The sequence below is a fragment of the Pseudomonas tremae genome (assembly GCF_023278125.1).
GTDB classification, from domain to species: domain Bacteria; phylum Pseudomonadota; class Gammaproteobacteria; order Pseudomonadales; family Pseudomonadaceae; genus Aquipseudomonas; species Aquipseudomonas tremae.
The window spans coordinates 4979818-4996905 of the sequence record NZ_CP066270.1; the positions used below are offsets into that span (position 1 = coordinate 4979818).

The 17088-nt window shown below is 58.6% G+C and carries 16 protein-coding genes and 2 pseudogenes; 13 read left to right on the forward strand and 5 right to left on the reverse strand.

Features of this window, described 5'->3' with window-relative positions; translation table 11 throughout:
- Window positions 1-68 precede the first annotated feature (68 nt).
- Entirely contained in the window at window positions 69-347 is a 279-nt protein-coding gene (locus tag I9H09_RS22420) for a polyhydroxyalkanoic acid system family protein (RefSeq protein ID WP_122312621.1), read from the reverse strand.
- Window positions 348-490: 143 nt separating this feature from the next.
- Here I9H09_RS22420 and ubiE point away from each other — a divergent pair, with 143 nt between their 5' ends.
- The 13 genes and pseudogenes from ubiE to I9H09_RS27265 all read left to right on the forward strand — a co-directional run bounded on the left by ubiE (window position 491) and on the right by I9H09_RS27265 (window position 10731).
- Window positions 491-1261, forward strand: a complete 771-nt coding sequence (gene ubiE, locus I9H09_RS22425; protein ID WP_005888184.1) for a bifunctional demethylmenaquinone methyltransferase/2-methoxy-6-polyprenyl-1,4-benzoquinol methylase UbiE — start codon at window positions 491-493, stop codon at window positions 1259-1261.
- On the forward strand, window positions 1261-1884 hold the full coding sequence (locus I9H09_RS22430) for a ubiquinone biosynthesis accessory factor UbiJ (protein WP_122312622.1): 624 nt from the start codon (window positions 1261-1263) through the stop codon (window positions 1882-1884). Before ubiE ends, I9H09_RS22430 begins: the two co-directional genes overlap by 1 nt.
- Window positions 1881-3500, forward strand: coding sequence for a ubiquinone biosynthesis regulatory protein kinase UbiB (gene ubiB, locus I9H09_RS22435; RefSeq protein ID WP_005888182.1), 1620 nt, complete (start codon window positions 1881-1883; stop codon window positions 3498-3500). Before I9H09_RS22430 ends, ubiB begins: the two co-directional genes overlap by 4 nt.
- 67 nt (window positions 3501-3567) lie before the next feature.
- Window positions 3568-3960, forward strand: a complete 393-nt coding sequence (hisI, locus tag I9H09_RS22440; RefSeq protein ID WP_024668727.1) for a phosphoribosyl-AMP cyclohydrolase — start codon at window positions 3568-3570, stop codon at window positions 3958-3960.
- Window positions 3961-3962: 2 nt separating this feature from the next.
- Window positions 3963-4295, forward strand: coding sequence for a phosphoribosyl-ATP diphosphatase (locus I9H09_RS22445; protein ID WP_024668726.1), 333 nt, complete (start codon window positions 3963-3965; stop codon window positions 4293-4295).
- 44 nt (window positions 4296-4339) lie between these two features.
- The gene (locus tag I9H09_RS22450; RefSeq protein WP_122346542.1) at window positions 4340-4615 is read left to right on the forward strand and encodes a twin-arginine translocase TatA/TatE family subunit; all 276 of its coding nucleotides are present in this window, start codon (window positions 4340-4342) and stop codon (window positions 4613-4615) included.
- 4 nt (window positions 4616-4619) lie between these two features.
- Entirely contained in the window at window positions 4620-5081 is a 462-nt protein-coding gene (gene tatB / locus I9H09_RS22455) for a Sec-independent protein translocase protein TatB (protein WP_005888177.1), read from the forward strand.
- Window positions 5078-5878, forward strand: a complete 801-nt coding sequence (gene tatC, locus I9H09_RS22460) for a twin-arginine translocase subunit TatC (RefSeq protein ID WP_122346541.1) — start codon at window positions 5078-5080, stop codon at window positions 5876-5878. Before tatB ends, tatC begins: the two co-directional genes overlap by 4 nt.
- Window positions 5875-6582, forward strand: coding sequence for a 16S rRNA (uracil(1498)-N(3))-methyltransferase (locus I9H09_RS22465; protein ID WP_122346540.1), 708 nt, complete (start codon window positions 5875-5877; stop codon window positions 6580-6582). The genes tatC and I9H09_RS22465 overlap by 4 nt, the downstream gene beginning before the upstream one ends.
- A gap of 175 nt (window positions 6583-6757) precedes the next feature.
- Window positions 6758-7729: pseudogene (locus I9H09_RS27345) on the forward strand (methyl-accepting chemotaxis protein); the annotation flags it as partial.
- The gene (locus I9H09_RS27350) at window positions 7721-8584 is read left to right on the forward strand and encodes a methyl-accepting chemotaxis protein (protein WP_454203642.1); all 864 of its coding nucleotides are present in this window, start codon (window positions 7721-7723) and stop codon (window positions 8582-8584) included. The pseudogene I9H09_RS27345 and the gene I9H09_RS27350, both read left to right, overlap by 9 nt.
- A 236-nt stretch (window positions 8585-8820) precedes the next feature.
- Window positions 8821-9870, forward strand: a pseudogene (locus I9H09_RS27260) (methyl-accepting chemotaxis protein); the annotation flags it as partial.
- Window positions 9871-10014: 144 nt separating this feature from the next.
- Entirely contained in the window at window positions 10015-10731 is a 717-nt protein-coding gene (locus I9H09_RS27265) for a methyl-accepting chemotaxis protein (protein ID WP_413469774.1), read from the forward strand.
- A gap of 105 nt (window positions 10732-10836) precedes the next feature.
- Here the strand turns inward: I9H09_RS27265 and mdoH are convergent, their stop codons facing one another.
- The 4 genes from mdoH to pip all read right to left on the reverse strand — a co-directional run bounded on the left by mdoH (window position 10837) and on the right by pip (window position 17053).
- A complete protein-coding gene (mdoH, locus tag I9H09_RS22480; RefSeq protein ID WP_122346538.1) occupies window positions 10837-13416 on the reverse strand; it encodes a glucans biosynthesis glucosyltransferase MdoH in 2580 nt (859 codons plus the stop codon).
- A complete protein-coding gene (locus tag I9H09_RS22485; protein ID WP_024668720.1) occupies window positions 13409-15340 on the reverse strand; it encodes a glucan biosynthesis protein G in 1932 nt (643 codons plus the stop codon). The genes mdoH and I9H09_RS22485 overlap by 8 nt, the downstream gene beginning before the upstream one ends.
- 263 nt (window positions 15341-15603) lie before the next feature.
- Complete coding sequence (dtd, locus tag I9H09_RS22490) at window positions 15604-16041, reverse strand: D-aminoacyl-tRNA deacylase (protein WP_005888163.1); 438 nt, start codon at window positions 16039-16041, stop codon at window positions 15604-15606.
- 40 nt (window positions 16042-16081) lie between these two features.
- Entirely contained in the window at window positions 16082-17053 is a 972-nt protein-coding gene (gene pip / locus I9H09_RS22495; protein ID WP_005888161.1) for a prolyl aminopeptidase, read from the reverse strand.
- Between the last annotated feature and the right edge of the window lie 35 nt (window positions 17054-17088).

Sequence of the window (17088 nt, forward strand, 5' to 3'; positions counted from 1 at the left end):
TGTCCAGACACAATTCGGATGCGATTCAAGAATTTTTCGGCACGCCGGAAGCTGTATCCAGTGTGGCCTCAGGCGGCCAGCGCCTTATCCAGCACGCGTTCGATTTCAGTCTTGATCGGGCCACTCATGGCCGACAACATGAAGCTCAGCTCTATCTCGATACGAATCATCGCCTCTTCGACTTCGACCTTGCCTTTGGCGCCCTTGCCTTCCAGCATCACGGTATCGCCTGCCCATTCGTGAGCCAGGCCATATTTGTCGGTGAGCTTTTGCACCAGTTGCCCGGCCTTCTCGCGGGCCTTTTCCCGGCCCAGAGTATGCGGGCGTTCAACGGTTATCTTGGCCATCGGAGAGTTCCTTGATCGTCTTGTGAAATGCGGCGCAACTATATACATCCGTCCGCATCCAAGAAAGCGTTGCAAGTGAGCCTTGTCAAGACAAAGCCAGCCTTGGCGATTAGAATGACACGCACTCTATTCCGGTGAACGATATGAACGATCAGCGCAAAGGCAGCGATGCCGAACCTACTACTCACTTCGGTTACAAAAACGTACCGGAAAGCCAGAAGGCAGAGAAAGTCGCTGAGGTTTTCCACTCGGTTGCTGCCAAGTACGACCTGATGAACGACCTGCTGTCTGGCGGCATGCACCGCCTCTGGAAACGTTTCGCCATCGAGCTTTCAGGTGTCCGCACCGGCAACCGTGTACTGGACATCGCCGGCGGCACAGGCGATCTGACCCGCAAGTTTTCCAATCTGGTCGGCCCGACTGGCCAGGTGGTTCTGGCAGACATCAATGCCTCCATGCTCAAGGTAGGCCGCGACCGCCTGCTGGATCTGGGCGTGTCGGGCAATGTCGAATTCGTCCAGGCCGATGCCGAAAAGCTGCCGTTTCCAGACAACCATTTCGACTGCGTGACTATTGCCTTCGGCCTGCGCAACGTGACGCACAAGGAAGACGCCCTGCGCTCCATGCTGCGCGTGCTCAAGCCCGGCGGTCGCCTGTTGGTGCTGGAATTCTCCAAACCGACCAGCAAGCTGATGTCCAAGGCTTATGACGCCTACTCGTTCGCGTTCATGCCGTTGATGGGCAAACTGGTCACCAACGACTCTGAAAGCTATCGTTACCTGGCCGAGTCGATTCGTATGCACCCCAATCAGGAAACCCTCAAGTCCATGATGGTAGAAGCCGGGTTTGACCGCGTGACCTATCACAACATGACTGCGGGCGTTGTTGCTCTGCATCGCGGCATCAAACCCTGATGTTGCTTCGGGGGCTGCTCGCCGGCATCGAGCACGGCATCAATCGGGTATTGCGCCTGGACAGCACGGCGCTGCCGCGCATGGCGCGTCTGTCCGGCCGCATCATTGCCGTAGACTGTCGCGACCCGTCCCTGAAAATCTTCATTTTGCCCAGTGACGAAGGCCTGCTGCTGGCGGCCGACTGGGCTGCCGACGCCGATTGCACCCTGCGCGCGTCAGCGTCCAGCCTGATGCGTCTTGCCCTGAGCAAGGACAAGACGGCCATACTGCACGGGCCGGATGTCGAGATTGACGGTGACAGCGGTGCCTTGCTCGAACTGGTCGGTATTCTGCAAGACCTGGAGCTGGACTGGGAGCATGAACTGTCCCGCTGGGTTGGCCCGGTCGCCAGCCAGATGTTCGGCAGCCATTTGCGCAATCGGGGGCGTTGGACCCGCGACAGCGTCGCCAGCCTCAGCCAGAACGTCACCGATTACCTGAGCGAAGAATCGCGCACGCTGGTAGGCAACCACGAAGCCGAAGCCCGATTTGCCGAGCTCGATCAGATGAAAATGGATCTGGAACGTCTCGAGGCGCGCTTTGCACGCCTTGCCCACTCCCTCAATACCAGCGATAACGCATGAAGCTGCTTGCCGTCCGACGTCTGTTTCGCATTCAACGTGTCGTTATTCGCTATCGCCTCGATGACCTGTTGTTCGCCTTGCCCCTGCCGTGGTGGATGCTCGCGGTACGTTTCGTGCTGCCCTGGCGCTGGCTGCCGCGGCGCAAGTCCGAGCTGAACCGTGGCGTGCGCTTTCGTCTCGCCCTGCAAGACCTGGGGCCGATCTTCATCAAGTTCGGGCAATTGCTGTCGACCCGGCGCGATCTGCTGCCAGAGGACATTGCCGATGAGCTGATGCTGCTGCAGGACCGCGTGCCGCCGTTCGACCAGCAACTGGCGATCAAGCTGATCGAAGAGCAACTGGGCGCACGCATCTGTGATGTATTCAGCCGTTTCGACGAAACACCACTGGCCTCCGCCTCAGTAGCACAGGTGCATGCCGCCTGCCTGAAGACCGGCGAAGAAGTCGTGGTCAAGGTCGTGCGTCCGGGGCTCAAGCCGATCATCGGCCAGGACTTGGCGTGGCTGTTCATTCTTGCCCGCATGGCCGAACGCGTGTCTGCCGATGCGCGCCTGCTGCACCCAGTGCAGGTGGTGATGGATTACGAAAAAACCATCTACGACGAACTGGACCTGCTGCGCGAAGCAGCCAACTCCAGTCAGTTGCGACGCAATTTCGAAGGCTCCGACCTGCTCTACGTGCCCCAGGTGTACTGGGACTGGTGCCGCCCGAAGGTGCTGGTCATGGAGCGCATCTACGGCCTGCAGGTGACCGACATGGCCGGCCTGGCCGACCAGCGCACGGACATGAAACTGCTGGCCGAGCGTGGCGTGGAAATCTTTTTCACGCAGATCTTTCGCGACAGCTTCTTTCACGCCGACATGCATCCCGGCAATATTTTCATCAGCACGGTCAACCCGTGGGCCCCGAAATACATTGCCATCGACTGCGGTATCGTCGGCAGCCTGACCCCGGAAGATCAGGATTATCTGGCGCGCAACCTGTTTGCCTTCTTCAAACGGGATTATCGTCGGGTTGCGCAGTTGCACATCGACTCGGGCTGGGTACCGGCAGAGACCAAGCTCAATGAGTTCGAAGCGGCGATCCGCACGGTCTGCGAGCCGATTTTCGAGAAGCCACTGAAGGATATTTCCTTCGGTCAGGTGCTGATGCGTCTGTTCCAGACCGCGCGCCGCTTCAATATGGAAGTGCAGCCACAGCTGGTGCTGCTGCAGAAGACGCTGCTCAATATCGAGGGGCTGGGTCGCCAGCTGTATCCCGAACTGGACCTCTGGAGCACCGCGCAGCCTTATCTGGAGCGCTGGATGCGTGAGCGGGTCAGCCCCAAAACGCTGCTCGGCAACCTGCAGTCACAAGTCGAGCAACTGCCGCATATTGCCGGCATGACCCGTGACCTGCTGGAGCGCATGTCCCGACCTCATGCGTCCGATCCTCCACGCCCCTGGCACGACCGCAAAGACGAACCTATCCTGCGGCTCATCGGTGCGGCCCTGCTGGTAGGTGGCGCGATACAGGGCTGGGTGATGAGCGAGGCTGCCACACAGTTGCTGACGCTTACCGCCTGGCCAGCGGCGATCATGCTGGTCGCCGGCCTGTATCTGATCGTTCGCCGATAGCCAGCAGCGTATGGCGCTGGCACACTGTTCAATCCGCCGGGCCTGAAGTCCGGCTGCCGGAGTAGATATGAAAGACTGGCTGGACGAGATTCACTGGAACAGCGACGGTCTGGTGCCTGCAATCGCTCAGGATCACAAGACCGGACGGGTACTGATGATGGCCTGGATGAACCGCGAGGCGCTGAGCCTTACGGCCTCCGAGAATCGTGCAATCTATTGGTCGCGTTCACGTGGCAAACTCTGGCGCAAGGGTGAAGAATCAGGTCATGTACAAAAGCTCCATGAACTGCGCCTCGACTGTGACGCCGATGTCATTATCCTGATGGTCGAGCAGATCGGCGGCATCGCGTGCCACACCGGACGCGAAAGTTGCTTCTACCGGGTGTACGAAAATTCGGAGTGGAAGACCGTAGACCCGGTCTTGAAAGATCCTGATGCCATTTACCACGCAGGCCACTGACCATGACTGATACGTTGTCTCGCCTGGCCGAGGTGCTGGAATCACGCAAGGACGCCGCTGCCGACAGTTCCTATGTCGCAAGCCTGTACCACAAGGGCCTGAACAAGATTCTCGAAAAGCTCGGTGAAGAGTCGATCGAGACCATAATTGCCGCAAAGGATGCTGCTGTCAGTGGTGATTGCAGTGACGTGATCTATGAAACCGCTGACCTGTGGTTTCACAGCATGGTGATGCTTGCCGCGCTGGGTCAGCACCCACAGGCCGTGCTCGATGAGCTGGACCGCCGCTTCGGCTTGTCCGGCCACGCGGAAAAAGCCGCACGCACGGCAGATTAACGCTCTCTCCTTTCAAGCTTGAAATCTTTTACGAGGACTGTTTCATGGGTATTTTTGACTGGAAACACTGGATCGTCATCCTGATCGTCGTAGTGCTGGTTTTCGGGACCAAGAAACTCAAGGGTCTGGGCAGCGATGTTGGTGAATCGATCAAAGGCTTTCGCAAGGCCATGCATGAAGACGACAAGCCGGAAGAACAACCTGCGCCTCAGCCACAACAGGCACAGCCCACTCCTCAGGGCTCGCCTTTGAATCAGCCGCACACCATCGACGCTCGGGCGCACAAAGTCGACGAGCCGCTCCGCAAAGATCAGGTTTAAGCCCATGTTCGGTATCAGCTTCTCTGAACTGCTGCTCGTCGGCCTGGTTGCCTTGCTGGTACTGGGTCCCGAGCGCCTGCCAGGTGCTGCACGCACCGCAGGCTTATGGATCGGTCGGTTGAAGCGCAGCTTCAATGCGATCAAACAGGAAGTTGAGCGTGAAATCGGTGCCGACGAGATTCGTCGGCAATTGCACAACGAGCACATCGTTTCGCTTGAAGACGAAGCGCGCAAGATGTTCTCCCATAATCAGCAACCAGGGACCACTTCGGACCCTGTAAGCCCGGCATCGACACCGGTGCAGACAGAATCCGCAGCCCCCGCACCTCAGCACATTGGTCCCGCAGAACCAGCGCTGCCTGAAACAGGGCTGTCGCTCGATAAAACCGCGAAGCCAGCCGATGCGTCTGCACCGCCTCCGACGCCTCCCGCCCACGATTCGTCATTGCCACCACGAGCCCCATGAGCGCTGATATCCCGGAAAACGATCAGCAGATGCCGCTGATCTCGCACCTCACCGAGCTGCGTACACGTCTGTTGCGCTGTGTTGCGGCAGTATTTCTGATTTTTGCCGGTCTGTTCTACTTCACGCAGAAGATCTACACCCTGGTCTCGGCGCCGTTGCGGGTCTATCTGCCTGAAGGCGCAACGATGATCGCCACCGATGTGGCCTCGCCGTTCATCACGCCGTTCAAGCTGACCATGATGGTCGCGCTGTTCCTTTCCATGCCGGTTATCCTGCACCAGATCTGGGGTTTCATCGCGCCGGGCCTGTACAAGCATGAAAAGCGCGTGGCCATTCCGCTGCTGGTCTCGAGCATTATCCTGTTCTACGCAGGCATGGCGTTCGCGTACTTTCTGGTCTTCCCGATCATCTTCCACTTCTTCGCCAGCGTGACGCCCGAAGGCGTGTCGATGATGACCGACATTGCCAGCTATCTCGATTTCGTGATGACACTGTTCTTTGCTTTCGGCGTGGCCTTTGAAATCCCGGTGGCGGTGGTATTGCTGGTCTGGATCGGCATCGTCGACGTCAAATACCTGAAGAAGATCCGTCCTTACGTGGTCATTGGTTGCTTTATGGTCGGCATGATCCTGACTCCGCCAGACATCTTCTCGCAAACGCTGTTGGCCGTGCCGATGTGGCTGTTGTTCGAACTGGGCGTGCTGTGCAGCACGATGATCAAGAAGCGCGGCGAACATCCGGACGATCAGGCCGAAGATGCCGACAAGCAAGACCAGCCGCCCGCGACCACTCCGTGAACCTGCTGCTGCTTGAGGAGGCCGATTTCATTGCGGCCGACCGGGTCATCCTGCGTGACCGACGACTCAAGCACATGCAGGAGGTGCATCGGGCCGAGGTTGGCGATAGCCTGCGTGTCGGTCGCATCGACGACCTGCTGGGCAGTGCCGAATTGCTGCGCCTTGAGCCCCATGAAGCAGAACTGCGTGTCGTCCTGAACGCCGCACCTCCCGCAAAGCTCCCACTGACACTACTGCTGGCGCTGCCGCGCCCCAAGATGCTGCGTAGAGTGTTTCAGACCATTGCGACCATGGGTGTACCCAAAGTCGTCCTGATGAACAGCTATCGGGTCGAGAAGAGCTTTTGGCAAACGCCTTTTCTGGAACACGAAGCCATCCGCGAGCAGCTGATTCTGGGGCTGGAGCAGGCGCGCGATTGTGTACTGCCCGAGATCGTGATCGAGAAGCGCTTCAAACCCTTTGTCGAAGACCGGCTGCCGCAAATGGCGGCGAATACACTGGGCCTGGTCGGACATCCTGGCGACTTCCCTGCCTGCCCGCGCGCTGTCACACAGCCCGTGACGCTGGCCATCGGCCCCGAGGGCGGATGGATACCCTACGAGATCGACCTGTTGCAGAAGTCCGGCTTGCAGCCTGTGCAACTGGGAGAACGCATCCTGCGCGTCGAAACCGCTGTCACCGCCCTTCTGGCCCGTTTGTTCTAGGCGCTATCGCGTTCCCGCCCTGCTTCAGTTAGCTGAAGCGCAGCCGATGCATGTGGAACTATAACGAATAGACAAAGGAGCAGTCATGTCCCGTGGGTTATCTGGAAGCCTCGCCAATGCGAGCGTCAGTCTTAAATTGGCAGGTGGCTTCGGCCTCGTTCTGTTGATGACCATAATGATCTCGGCAATTGGCTGGTTCAGCAACCAGACCTTGATAGATCGCGGTGACCGGGTGACTGCCATCGGCAAGGTCAACGAGCTGACCCTTCAATTGCGCATCAACCGCATGCGCTACGAGGATTTGTTTAACGCAGAAGCAGCCGCGGCAGTAAGAACCAGCCTTGATCAACTCGACGCTGCCCTTGGAGCTGCCAGAAACCTGCTGCGCTCCCCTGAAAACATTCAACTTCTGGATCGCCAGATTCAAACGACCCGTGATTATCGCCAGTCTTTCAAAGACATGACCGACGCTATTGCCATCCGTGAAACCAGCCGCACGCAGATGGGCGCCAATGCCGACAAGGCGGTGGCCCAGGCCGACAAAGTAGAAGCCGAACTGCTCAAGGCGAACGACATTCTCGCCTTCAACGGTATCGTTGGCGTCAGCAAGCTGATTCAGCAGGCACGCTTCCAGGTTCGCGGCTACACCTACAGTGGCCGTCCCGATTTTGAAAAGAACGCCAATCAGGCGATTGACGAAGCCATCACCGGGATCAATACCCTGGCCGGTGACATTTCTTCCGACTACACGCCATTGCTGCAACAGGCAGTCCTGGGCCTCAAGGGCTATCGCGAAGCGGTGGGGCAATATCGCGACTCGCAGGCTGCGAGCACAGCTGCGCTGGACAAGATGACCGCGCAGGGCACAGAAATGCTGGCCGTAAGCAAAGACCTGATCGCCAGGCAAAACAAAAGCCGCAATATCGACAGCGAAAAGTCAGTGATGATGATCGTGGTTGCCACCGTTCTGGCATTGGTGCTGAGCATACTGGCTGCCTGGGTCATCACCCGCCAGATCACTACGCCACTCCAGGAGACCCTCGAGGTCGTGGAGCGTGTCGCCGCGGGTGACTTGAGCCGCAACCTGCGGGTCGATCGCAAGGATGAACTGGGCAGGCTGCAAAGCACCATTCAGCGCATGACCGTCAGCCTGCGCGAGCTGGTGGGCGGTATTCGCGATGGCGTGACGCAAATTGCCAGTGCCGCAGAAGAACTGTCGGCGGTGACTGAGCAGACCAGCGCCGGGGTCAACAGCCAGAAGGTCGAAACCGATCAGGTGGCCACGGCCATGCACGAAATGACCGCCACAGTGCAGGAAGTTGCACGAAATGCCGAAGAGGCCTCGGAAGCAGCCGTTGCCGCCGACCAGCAAGCCCGCGACGGCGAACGTGTGGTCAACGAGGCAATTGCGCAGATCGAACGTCTTGCAGTAGCCGTGGCTAACTCCAGCGAAGCGATGGGCGCCCTGAAACAGGAAAGCAGCCAGATCGGCAGCGTGCTGGACGTAATCAAATCGGTCGCCGAGCAAACCAACCTGTTGGCCCTGAACGCCGCCATCGAGGCCGCCCGCGCCGGAGAGGCTGGCCGCGGTTTTGCCGTGGTCGCCGACGAAGTACGCAGTCTGGCGCAACGAACCCAGAAATCCACCGAAGAAATCGAAGCACTGATCGCTCGTCTGCAAAGCGGCACGCAGCAAGCCGCGACGGTCATGGACAGCAGCCGCGAGTTGAGCGCCAGCAGCGTGGAACTGACCCGCCGGGCCGGCGGATCGCTGGAGAACATCACCAGAACCGTTTCGGCGATTCAGGCCATGAACCAGCAGATCGCGGCCGCAGCCGAACAGCAAAGCGCCACGGCTGAAGAGATCAATCGCAGCATCATCAATGTGCGCGATGTTTCTGAGCAGACTTCGGCCGCCAGTGAAGAAACAGCAGCTTCCAGCGTCGAGCTGGCAAGACTGGGCAACCATCTTCAGTTGCTGGTCAGCCGCTTCACCGTCTGATAATCAACTGCCAGACCTGCGCTGCGCAATGGCGCGGGTCTTTTCCATCGGCTAAACGTGACGCCCGTCACCGCTGCCTTCTGCTCGGAAATCTCCTACGACCTTCTCAGGTCACACAATGGATCGCCATGCCGATGCGCTCACAACGCACGTCCTGACTCGCTCGGGACCTGCTTTTGTTAGCTCATTTGCAGGAGATTCCAATGTTCCGACTGATCAATCAAGCACTCGGCAACATGAACGTCAGGTTCAAGTTGTCACTGGGTTTCGGCCTGGTGCTGCTACTGACGCTGATCATCACGTTTACCGGGTGGTATGGCCTGTACACGATGATTGACCGATCCGAGTCGCTTTCCGATGTTGCCCAGCTCACCAGCCTCACCAAGGATTTGCGCGCCGAACGGATCATCGACCGTGTACAGAAAACGCCGGAGACGAGCGCTCAGGTGACAAGAAAAATCGATGAAATGAAGACCCATCTGACATCGCTGCACCGGCAGAGCACCGAGCCGGCAACAATGACCCTGCTCAACGAGCAGCTTCAGACGGTGAGCGAACTGGAGAAATCATTCGCCGACGTACGTATCAATCGACAAACCCGAGAGCAAATACGCCAGCACCTGGATCAGAAATCAGAGCAAGCCTCGCAAGCCGTTGCGCAGGTCGAAGCTGAAGTGCTCAAGGGCGTAAGCCAGGAGCAGGAAAGCAGCGAGCGAATGGAGGAATTCACCAACATATCGCAGCTGAGGCAGCAGATTCAGGTTGCGCGTTATCAGGTGCAGACCTACACATTCACTACCAACGATGCCGATGAGGCCGCCGCCATCAACGCCATCGACGAAGCGCTAAAGGAAGTCGAGGAGATAGCCAGGGACCAGCGTAAAGACCAGCTTCAAGGTCTGACACCTGCGTCGAAAGCGCTGAAGGACTATCGGGACAGCCTGAACAACTTCAAACAGATACAGACCAAAGCCGAGGCTGATCAGCAGTCCATGGAAGTCCTCGGGGAGAAACTGCTGGAATCGGTAGCGACACTGACCCGCCTGCAAACTGCGCAACGTGACAGCGAGGCGGCAAACGCCAGGACTACCCTCACCAGCATTGCGGCTCTGGCGCTACTGATTGGATTGACGGCCGCCTGGATCATGACCCGGCAGATCACCATTCCCTTGCAGCAGACCCTGGTGGTGGCAGCACGAATCGCTCAGGGCGATCTGAGTCAGGATATGTCGGTCACACGCCATGATGAAATGGGTCAGCTGCAGCGCAGCATGCAGGCCATGACTGTCAGCCTGCGCGGGTTGATCGGCGGAATCAGCGATGGTGTATCGCAAATCGCCAGCGCAGCCGAACAGCTTTCGGCTGTTACAGAACAGACATGCGCCGGGGTCAACAGCCAAAAAGATGAGACCGATCAAGTGGCCACTGCCATGAACCAGATGGCGGCCACTGTGCAGGAAGTGGCGCGCAATGCGCAAAATGCATCGCAGGCTGCAGTGCAGGCAGATAAACAGGCGCGCAGCGGCGATGAGGTCGTCGGCAAGGCCATTGCGCAGATCGAGCAACTGGCTCGCGAAGTGGCAAACTCTACTCAGTCAATGAACCAGCTCAAGCAAGAAAGCGGCAAGATCGTAGGTGTTCTTGACGTGATCAAATCCGTATCGCAGCAAACCAACCTGCTGGCACTGAACGCCGCCATCGAAGCCGCTCGTGCAGGGGAAGCCGGGCGCGGGTTTGCCGTGGTCGCTGATGAAGTGCGCGGCCTGGCGCAACGCACACAGAAGTCCACCGAAGAAATCGAGGAGCTGATCGCCGCCCTGCAAACCGGCACCCAGCAGGTTGCAACCACACTCGACAATAGCCGCACCTTGACTGACAACACCGTCGAGCTGAGCCGCCGCGCGGGCAGTGGCCTGGAGGAGATCACATGCACCGTTGCCTCTATCCAGCTCATGAATGAACAGATCGCCACGGCCAGCGAAGAACAAAGTGTGGTGGCCGAACAGATCAATCGTAACGTGATCAGCGTCCGCGACATCTCGGAGCAAACCGCTGCCGCCAGCGAAGAAACAGCAGCCTCCAGCATCGAACTGGCCAGGCTGGGCACCCATCTGCAAGGGTTGGTGGGGAAATTCAGAGTGAGCTGAACGCCACTGCTGTGGCCACGTCAGTGCCGTGTGAAACGAGCGCTGTCGGGATAAAAAAAGCCCCCGAAGCGAGGCTTCGGGGGCTTTTTTACCGCTGAGTGGACGTTAAGCCAGAACTGGCTCGGACGCCTTGCCCAGTGGCTGCAAAGGCAGCAACGGCGCATGTGGGTCAGCTTCTATGGAAGCTCTCCACGCCGCCAGCCACTCTTCGTGACCTTCGCTCCAGACGCGCTCGTGCAAGCGGCCTAAGGCAACCGGGTCACTCAGGACCATCAGACGTTCCTGATTGCTGAGTTTCGCCGGCCCTACCTTGAGTGCGTGATCAACGCGCTCCATACGCACCACTTCGATCGGCTGCGCCTGACGGTGACGCGATGTCGCCAAGGCGCACGCCAGAGCGTTTTGGCGAGGATCGACCACGGCGCGGATGAAGCCTTGCTTCAGGGCGTGCCAGCGGTTCTCATGGGTGTAATGATCGGTAGAGATCAGTTCTTGCGGCGGCTCGAACTCTTCGGGAATCAGGAAGAATTTCTCGTCACGCGCTTTCAGCCCCAGACCTGTACGGCTGGAAATCACCGACACAGGAATCGACAGCATCAACGACACCACGATCGGCGCCAGCCACCACAGGAAGCTTGGGTTCAACCAGAACACCAGCAGGGCCCAGCAAGCACCCAGCAACGTTTGCGGACCATGACGCTTGACCGCTTCGATCCACGGTGTCGAGTCATCGTCGCGTTGTGGCGAGTTCCAGGTCGCGGCCCAGCCCAGGAAAGCAGCCAGTACGAAGCGGGTGTGGAACAGCATGCGCACCGGCGCCAGAAGCACCGAGAACAGCATTTCCAGCAGCATCGAAACCGTGACCTTGAACTTGCCACCAAAGCCTTTCGCGCCCTTTGCCCAGATCAGAATGACACTGAGCAGTTTAGGCAGGAACAGCAGAACGATGGTGGTCGAAAACAGCGCGACGGCTTTTTCCGGGTGCCACTGTGGCCACAACGGGTACAACTGACGTGGTTCAAGGAAGTAGGTCGGCTCCATCAGCGTGTTCACGGCAAGCAACGCGGTGGACAGCACGAGGAAGAAGAACCACAGCGGCGCCGACAGGTAAGACATCACGCCAGTCAGGAACACCGCACGGTGAACCGGGTGCATGCCTTTGACCAGAAACAGCCTGAAGTTCATCAGGTTGCCGTGGCACCAGCGACGGTCACGCTTGAGTTCGTCGAGCAGGTTGGGCGGCAGTTCTTCATAGCTGCCCGGCAGATCGTAAGCAATCCACACACCCCAGCCGGCGCGGCGCATCAGCGCAGCTTCGACGAAGTCGTGGGACAGAATCGCACCGGCGAACGCACCCTTGCCCGGCAACGGCGCCAAGGCGCAATGCTCGATGAACGGCTTCATGCGGATGATCGCGTTGTGACCCCAGTAGTGGGATTCACCCAACTGCCAGAAGTGCAGGCCAGCAGTAAACAGCGGACCGTAGACGCGAGTAGCGAACTGCTGCATGCGCGCATACAGCGTGTCCATGCCCGAGGCACGTGGCGCGGTCTGGATGATACCGGCGTCTGGCGTGGCTTCCATCAAGCGCACCAGACTGGTCAGGCATTCACCGCTCATCACGCTATCGGCATCAAGCACGACCATGTAACGATACTCACCGCCCCAGCGACGGCAGAAGTCGTCCAGGTTGCCGCTTTTGCGTTTTACGCGACGACGACGGCGGCGATAGAAGATGCTGCCGAAGCCTTTGGTTTCGCGGCACACGTCCAGCCAGGCCTGTTGCTCGGCAACGGCAATGTCGGTCTCGTTGGTGTCGCTGAGTACGAAGAAGTCGAAGCGGTCCAGGTTGCCCGTGGCCGCCACCGATTCGAATGTCGCACGCAGACCGGCGAAAACCCGCGGTACGTCTTCGTTGCAAATCGGCATGACCAGCGCGGTGCGCGCACCGGCTTCGATCGGCTCGTTACCGGCGCTGGCGCCCGAAATACGATACTTGTCGCGACCAGTGAGCAATTCCAGAAAGCCCATCAGTGCGGTCCAGAAACCGGCCGACACCCAGCAGAACAGAATCCCGAACAGCAACAGAATGCTGGTCTGCAGTGCATAAGGCATGACCTGCAAGGCTGTCTGCACGAAGGTCTGACGAGTGATTTCGTCCAGCGAAACCAGCGACCAGCCCTGATAAGGCAGAATGCCCTTCATGTACCAGCCCGCCACGATCGTCTGACCCAGCATCAGGATCAGCAGAATATAGCGGCGGATCGAACCGACAGTACGCCAGCGCGACTTCGGCAAATCCCGTGGCAGATCATCATGATCCGGCTTGGGCGGGTTGGTCTTGCCGGTCAGGCGACGCCAGCCACGCACCAGAATGTTGGTACGCCACGGCTCGGGCACAACCTTGGTCCGGCGAATAGGCGGTGTCGCCTTGAGGCACAGACGCCCGCTGGCATCGACGCCGAGCATCTCGGCGTCTTCCAGATCATCGGCAGACAGCGTGAGGCGACGCCCCACCGAAGCCTGGGCGGCCTCGGAGGGATCGTTGAGCGGCTGCGCCGACAGGCGTTCATGCAACTCGGCGAAGGTCTTGCAGCTGGCAAGTTCTGCCCGCTGCTCGTCGCTCATCGGTAGATGTGCCAGGTACTCGTTCAGAGACACAGGCACCAGTTGAGAATTACTCATCGCTCGGCAACTGATAGTTCCAGGTCTCGGTCATGACTTGCAGCGTCTTGGCCGGTTCCGGATGGGTGGGCGCTGCCTCGGTTTCAGGCTGCTTATTCTCTTTAGCGTCTTTATCCTTGGCGTCATCTGCCTTGGCAGCGTCGGCCTTGGCGGCGTCGGCTTTCGCAGTGTCGGCCTTGGCGCTGGCTTTGGAAGCTTCGGCTTTACCGGTTTCAGGCTTGGCAGCTTCGGGCTTGGCGTCAGACTTCGGCGCATCAGCCTTGGCAATCTCTACCTGATCGGTCGCGGACTCTTTGACGGCGGCCGGTTTGGCTGCTTCCTTGGCGGCGGCTTTCTTCTCTTCGGCCTTGTCAGCCACGAGCAGCGCAGGTTCCTTGCCCGGTTCGGCAGGAATTTCACGCAACAGGTAAGCGCTCATCTCGGTCGGCTTGCCGGAATCCTTGACCTTCACACGAAGGGTCAGGCGGTAGCCTTTAGTGACCGGGTTGTAACGCAGGTTGTTTTCGACCAGTTCGACGTTATCGTCGGTGGTTACCTGGCTACGGATGGTCTTGTCCTCAGGCAAGGCGGCCAGTACCGGGCCAACGAAATCGACCAGGAATGCAAGGCTGCCATCCGGCTGACGAACTAGGTTGGACTGACGCACGTCACCGATGGAGCGTTGAGTCTGCTTGACCCAGCCCAGATCAGGGGAGTGAATCGAGTTTTCCTGCATGGTCCAGTGCAGACGGTAATCGAAGCTCATCTGTTCGCCCGGAGCAGCCAAAGTATCAGGCTTCCAGAACGCTACGATGTTGTCGTTGGTTTCGTCGGCAGTCGGGATCTCGACCAGATCGACAGTCCCTTTGCCCCAGTCACCCTTCGGCTCGATCCAGGCGCTTGGGCGCTTGTCGTAACGATCATCGAGGTCTTCGTACTGACTGAAGTCACGGCCGCGTTGCAGCAAGCCGAAACCGCGCGGGTTCTCGACCGAGAAGCTGCTGATGGACAGGTGTTTAGGGTTGTTCAGCGGACGCCACAGCCACTGACCATTGGCAGCCTGAATCGACAGACCGCTGGAGTCGTGCAGCTCGCGACGGAAGTTAGGCACACGCGACGGCTGGTTGGCACCGAACAGGAACATGCTGGTCAATGGAGCCACACCCAGCTTGGTGACCTTGTCACGCAGGAACATGCGCGATTTGACGTCGACCAGGGTGTTGGTGCCAGGACGCAGGGTCAGCTGGTAAGCACCAGTAGCACGTGGCGAATCAAGCAGCGCGAAGATCACCAGATGGTTGTCATCCGGGCCTGGCTTCTCGATCCAGAATTCCTTGAAGCGCGGGAACTCTTCGCCGGACGGCAATGCAGTGTCGATGGCCATGCCGCGCGCGGACAGACCGTACACCTGGCCTTTGCCGATCACGCGGAAATAGCTCGCGCCCAGCATGGTCATGATTTCGTCCTGCTTGTCATCCTTGTTGATCGGATACAGGACACGGAAACCGGCGTAACCCAGCTTCTCGGTGGATTTCGGGTCGATCTTCAGGTCGCCGAAGTCAAAACGACTCGGGTCGTACTTGATTTCGTCGACGCTGGTCGCGGTAACTTCGTTGATCTTGACCGGCGTATCGAAGTGCATGCCCTGGTGATAGAACGAGATTTTGAACGGCGTTTTTTCGCCCGCCCATTCGGCCTTGTCATCACGGAAGCGGATCTTCTGATAATCGGCGAACTTCATGTCGCGCAGTTCGTTCGGCAGATTGCTCCGCGGAGCCTCGAACTTCTGCCCGGCCATTTCTTTGGCCCTTGCCGCTACATCATCAAGACTGAACGCCCACAGCTGGCCTGCACTGAACAGACACACAAGGGCCGAGCCAGCCAGAAGCGCATTGCGCAACCGCTTGACAGGTGTTTTTGGAGCATCACAGGGACTAACAATCACGAGCAACCCTCGCCGAAAACAGATGAAGAAACCAACGGCCAGCTATCGAATGCCGGGTTGGCGAGCATTGTTCCGACTCCGAATGGGCTTAATGATTCCCCAACCGGACGTCAGAACCGCTTTTGTCATACAAATGGACCAACAGTGCCGATCCCCGTAACGCGCGATTATCCAGCAGCGCGCGTTACAACGCATCAGGTATGACAAAGAAATTTATCCGCCTTGCGACAGATAAATTCGGAAAAATCAAAAGCAATCAAGGTTCACGTATCAAACAAAAACGTCACGGGCCCATCGTTTATCAGATGCACTTGCATGTCCGCACCAAATTGGCCCGCAGCAACAACGGGATGCGCGATTCTGGCCTGACTCAATAGATAGTCGAACAACTCGGCCCCCAGCGCTGGAGCAGCCGCTTTCGAGAACCCTGCGCGCAACCCGCTTTTGGTGTCGGCCGCCAACGTAAATTGCGAAACCAGCAACAGGCCGCCACTCACTTCCCGCAACGACAGGTTCATCTTGCCCTCGGCATCGCCGAACACACGATAATTGAGCAGCTTGTGCAGCAACTTATCGGCACTGGCACGCGTGTCTTGAGGTTCTATTCCGACCAGCACCAATATGCCGTGATCAATAGCTCCGACGACCTCTGTCGCCACCTCGACACGCGCACTTCGCACGCGCTGCAGCAACCCTTTCATGAATACCTTTCCGTACTGGAAACAAAAGACAACAACACTGTCAGGCTTCTTCGGGCGGCAGATCGAGAAGGTTCTGTGCAACCTGTGCAGCCGCCCGCACCAGCGCATCGGCAATACCAGGCTCGGCTGCCGAATGCCCCGCCTCGCGAATCACCTGCAACTCGCTGCCCTGCCAGTTCTGATGCAGCTCCCATGCATTGTCCAGCGGGCAGATCACGTCATAACGACCGTGCACGATGATTGCCGGCAGGTGCGCAATCTTCGGCATGTCGCGGATCAACTGGTTTTCTTCAAGGAAAGCGTTGTTCATGAAGTAATGGCATTCGATGCGTGCGATGGACAGCGCACGGTGCGGTTCGGCGAATCTATCGACCACCTGCGGGTTGGGACGCAATGTGGCGCAGCGACCTTCCCACGTAGACCAAGCCTTGGCGGCATGCATCTGGGCAATCTGGTCCGGGCCCGTGAGTCGCTTGTAGAAGGCCGCCAGAAGGTTGTCGCGTTCATCCATCGGGATAGGCGCAACGTAGTCTTGCCAATAGTCGGGGAACAGGCGACTCGCGCCAGCTTGATAGAACCAGTCGATTTCCTGCTTGCGTGCCAGAAACACCCCACGCAGGATCAGCGCATGCACGCGATCAGGGTGCGTCTGAGCATAGGCCAGCGCAAGCGTCGAACCCCATGACCCCCCGAACAGCACCCATTTTTCAATCCCCAGATGCTCGCGAATCCGCTCCAGGTCTTCGACCAGCTTCCAGGTGGTGTTATTTTCCAGGCTGGCGTGAGGCGTGGAACGACCGCAGCCGCGCTGGTCGAACGTGACGATACGGTACAGGTTGGGGTCGAAGTAACAGCGGCTGTGCGCGTCGCAACCGGAACCCGGACCGCCGTGAATGAACACCACAGGCAAACCTTCAGGCGAACCACTTTCATCGACGTAAAGCACATGCGGTTGTTCCACGGCCAGATCGTGCCGGGCGTAGGGTTTGATCTGCGGGTACAAGGTCTGCATAAGTGCTCCATAAGTCCAGTTCAGAGGCTTCTATT

Coding starts and splice junctions, on each gene's coding strand:
- I9H09_RS22420 (WP_122312621.1), bottom strand. CDS start 347: ATGGCCAAGATAACCGTTGAACGCCCGCATACTCTGGGCCGGGAAAAG.
- ubiE (WP_005888184.1), top strand. CDS start 491: ATGAACGATCAGCGCAAAGGCAGCGATGCCGAACCTACTACTCACTTC.
- I9H09_RS22430 (WP_122312622.1), top strand. CDS start 1,261: ATGTTGCTTCGGGGGCTGCTCGCCGGCATCGAGCACGGCATCAATCGG.
- ubiB (WP_005888182.1), top strand. CDS start 1,881: ATGAAGCTGCTTGCCGTCCGACGTCTGTTTCGCATTCAACGTGTCGTT.
- hisI (WP_024668727.1), top strand. CDS start 3,568: ATGAAAGACTGGCTGGACGAGATTCACTGGAACAGCGACGGTCTGGTG.
- I9H09_RS22445 (WP_024668726.1), top strand. CDS start 3,963: ATGACTGATACGTTGTCTCGCCTGGCCGAGGTGCTGGAATCACGCAAG.
- I9H09_RS22450 (WP_122346542.1), top strand. CDS start 4,340: ATGGGTATTTTTGACTGGAAACACTGGATCGTCATCCTGATCGTCGTA.
- tatB (WP_005888177.1), top strand. CDS start 4,620: ATGTTCGGTATCAGCTTCTCTGAACTGCTGCTCGTCGGCCTGGTTGCC.
- tatC (WP_122346541.1), top strand. CDS start 5,078: ATGAGCGCTGATATCCCGGAAAACGATCAGCAGATGCCGCTGATCTCG.
- I9H09_RS27350 (WP_454203642.1), top strand. CDS start 7,721: ATGACCGTCAGCCTGCGCGAGCTGGTGGGCGGTATTCGCGATGGCGTG.
- I9H09_RS27265 (WP_413469774.1), top strand. CDS start 10,015: ATGAACCAGATGGCGGCCACTGTGCAGGAAGTGGCGCGCAATGCGCAA.
- mdoH (WP_122346538.1), bottom strand. CDS start 13,416: ATGAGTAATTCTCAACTGGTGCCTGTGTCTCTGAACGAGTACCTGGCA.
- dtd (WP_005888163.1), bottom strand. CDS start 16,041: ATGAAAGGGTTGCTGCAGCGCGTGCGAAGTGCGCGTGTCGAGGTGGCG.
- pip (WP_005888161.1), bottom strand. CDS start 17,053: ATGCAGACCTTGTACCCGCAGATCAAACCCTACGCCCGGCACGATCTG.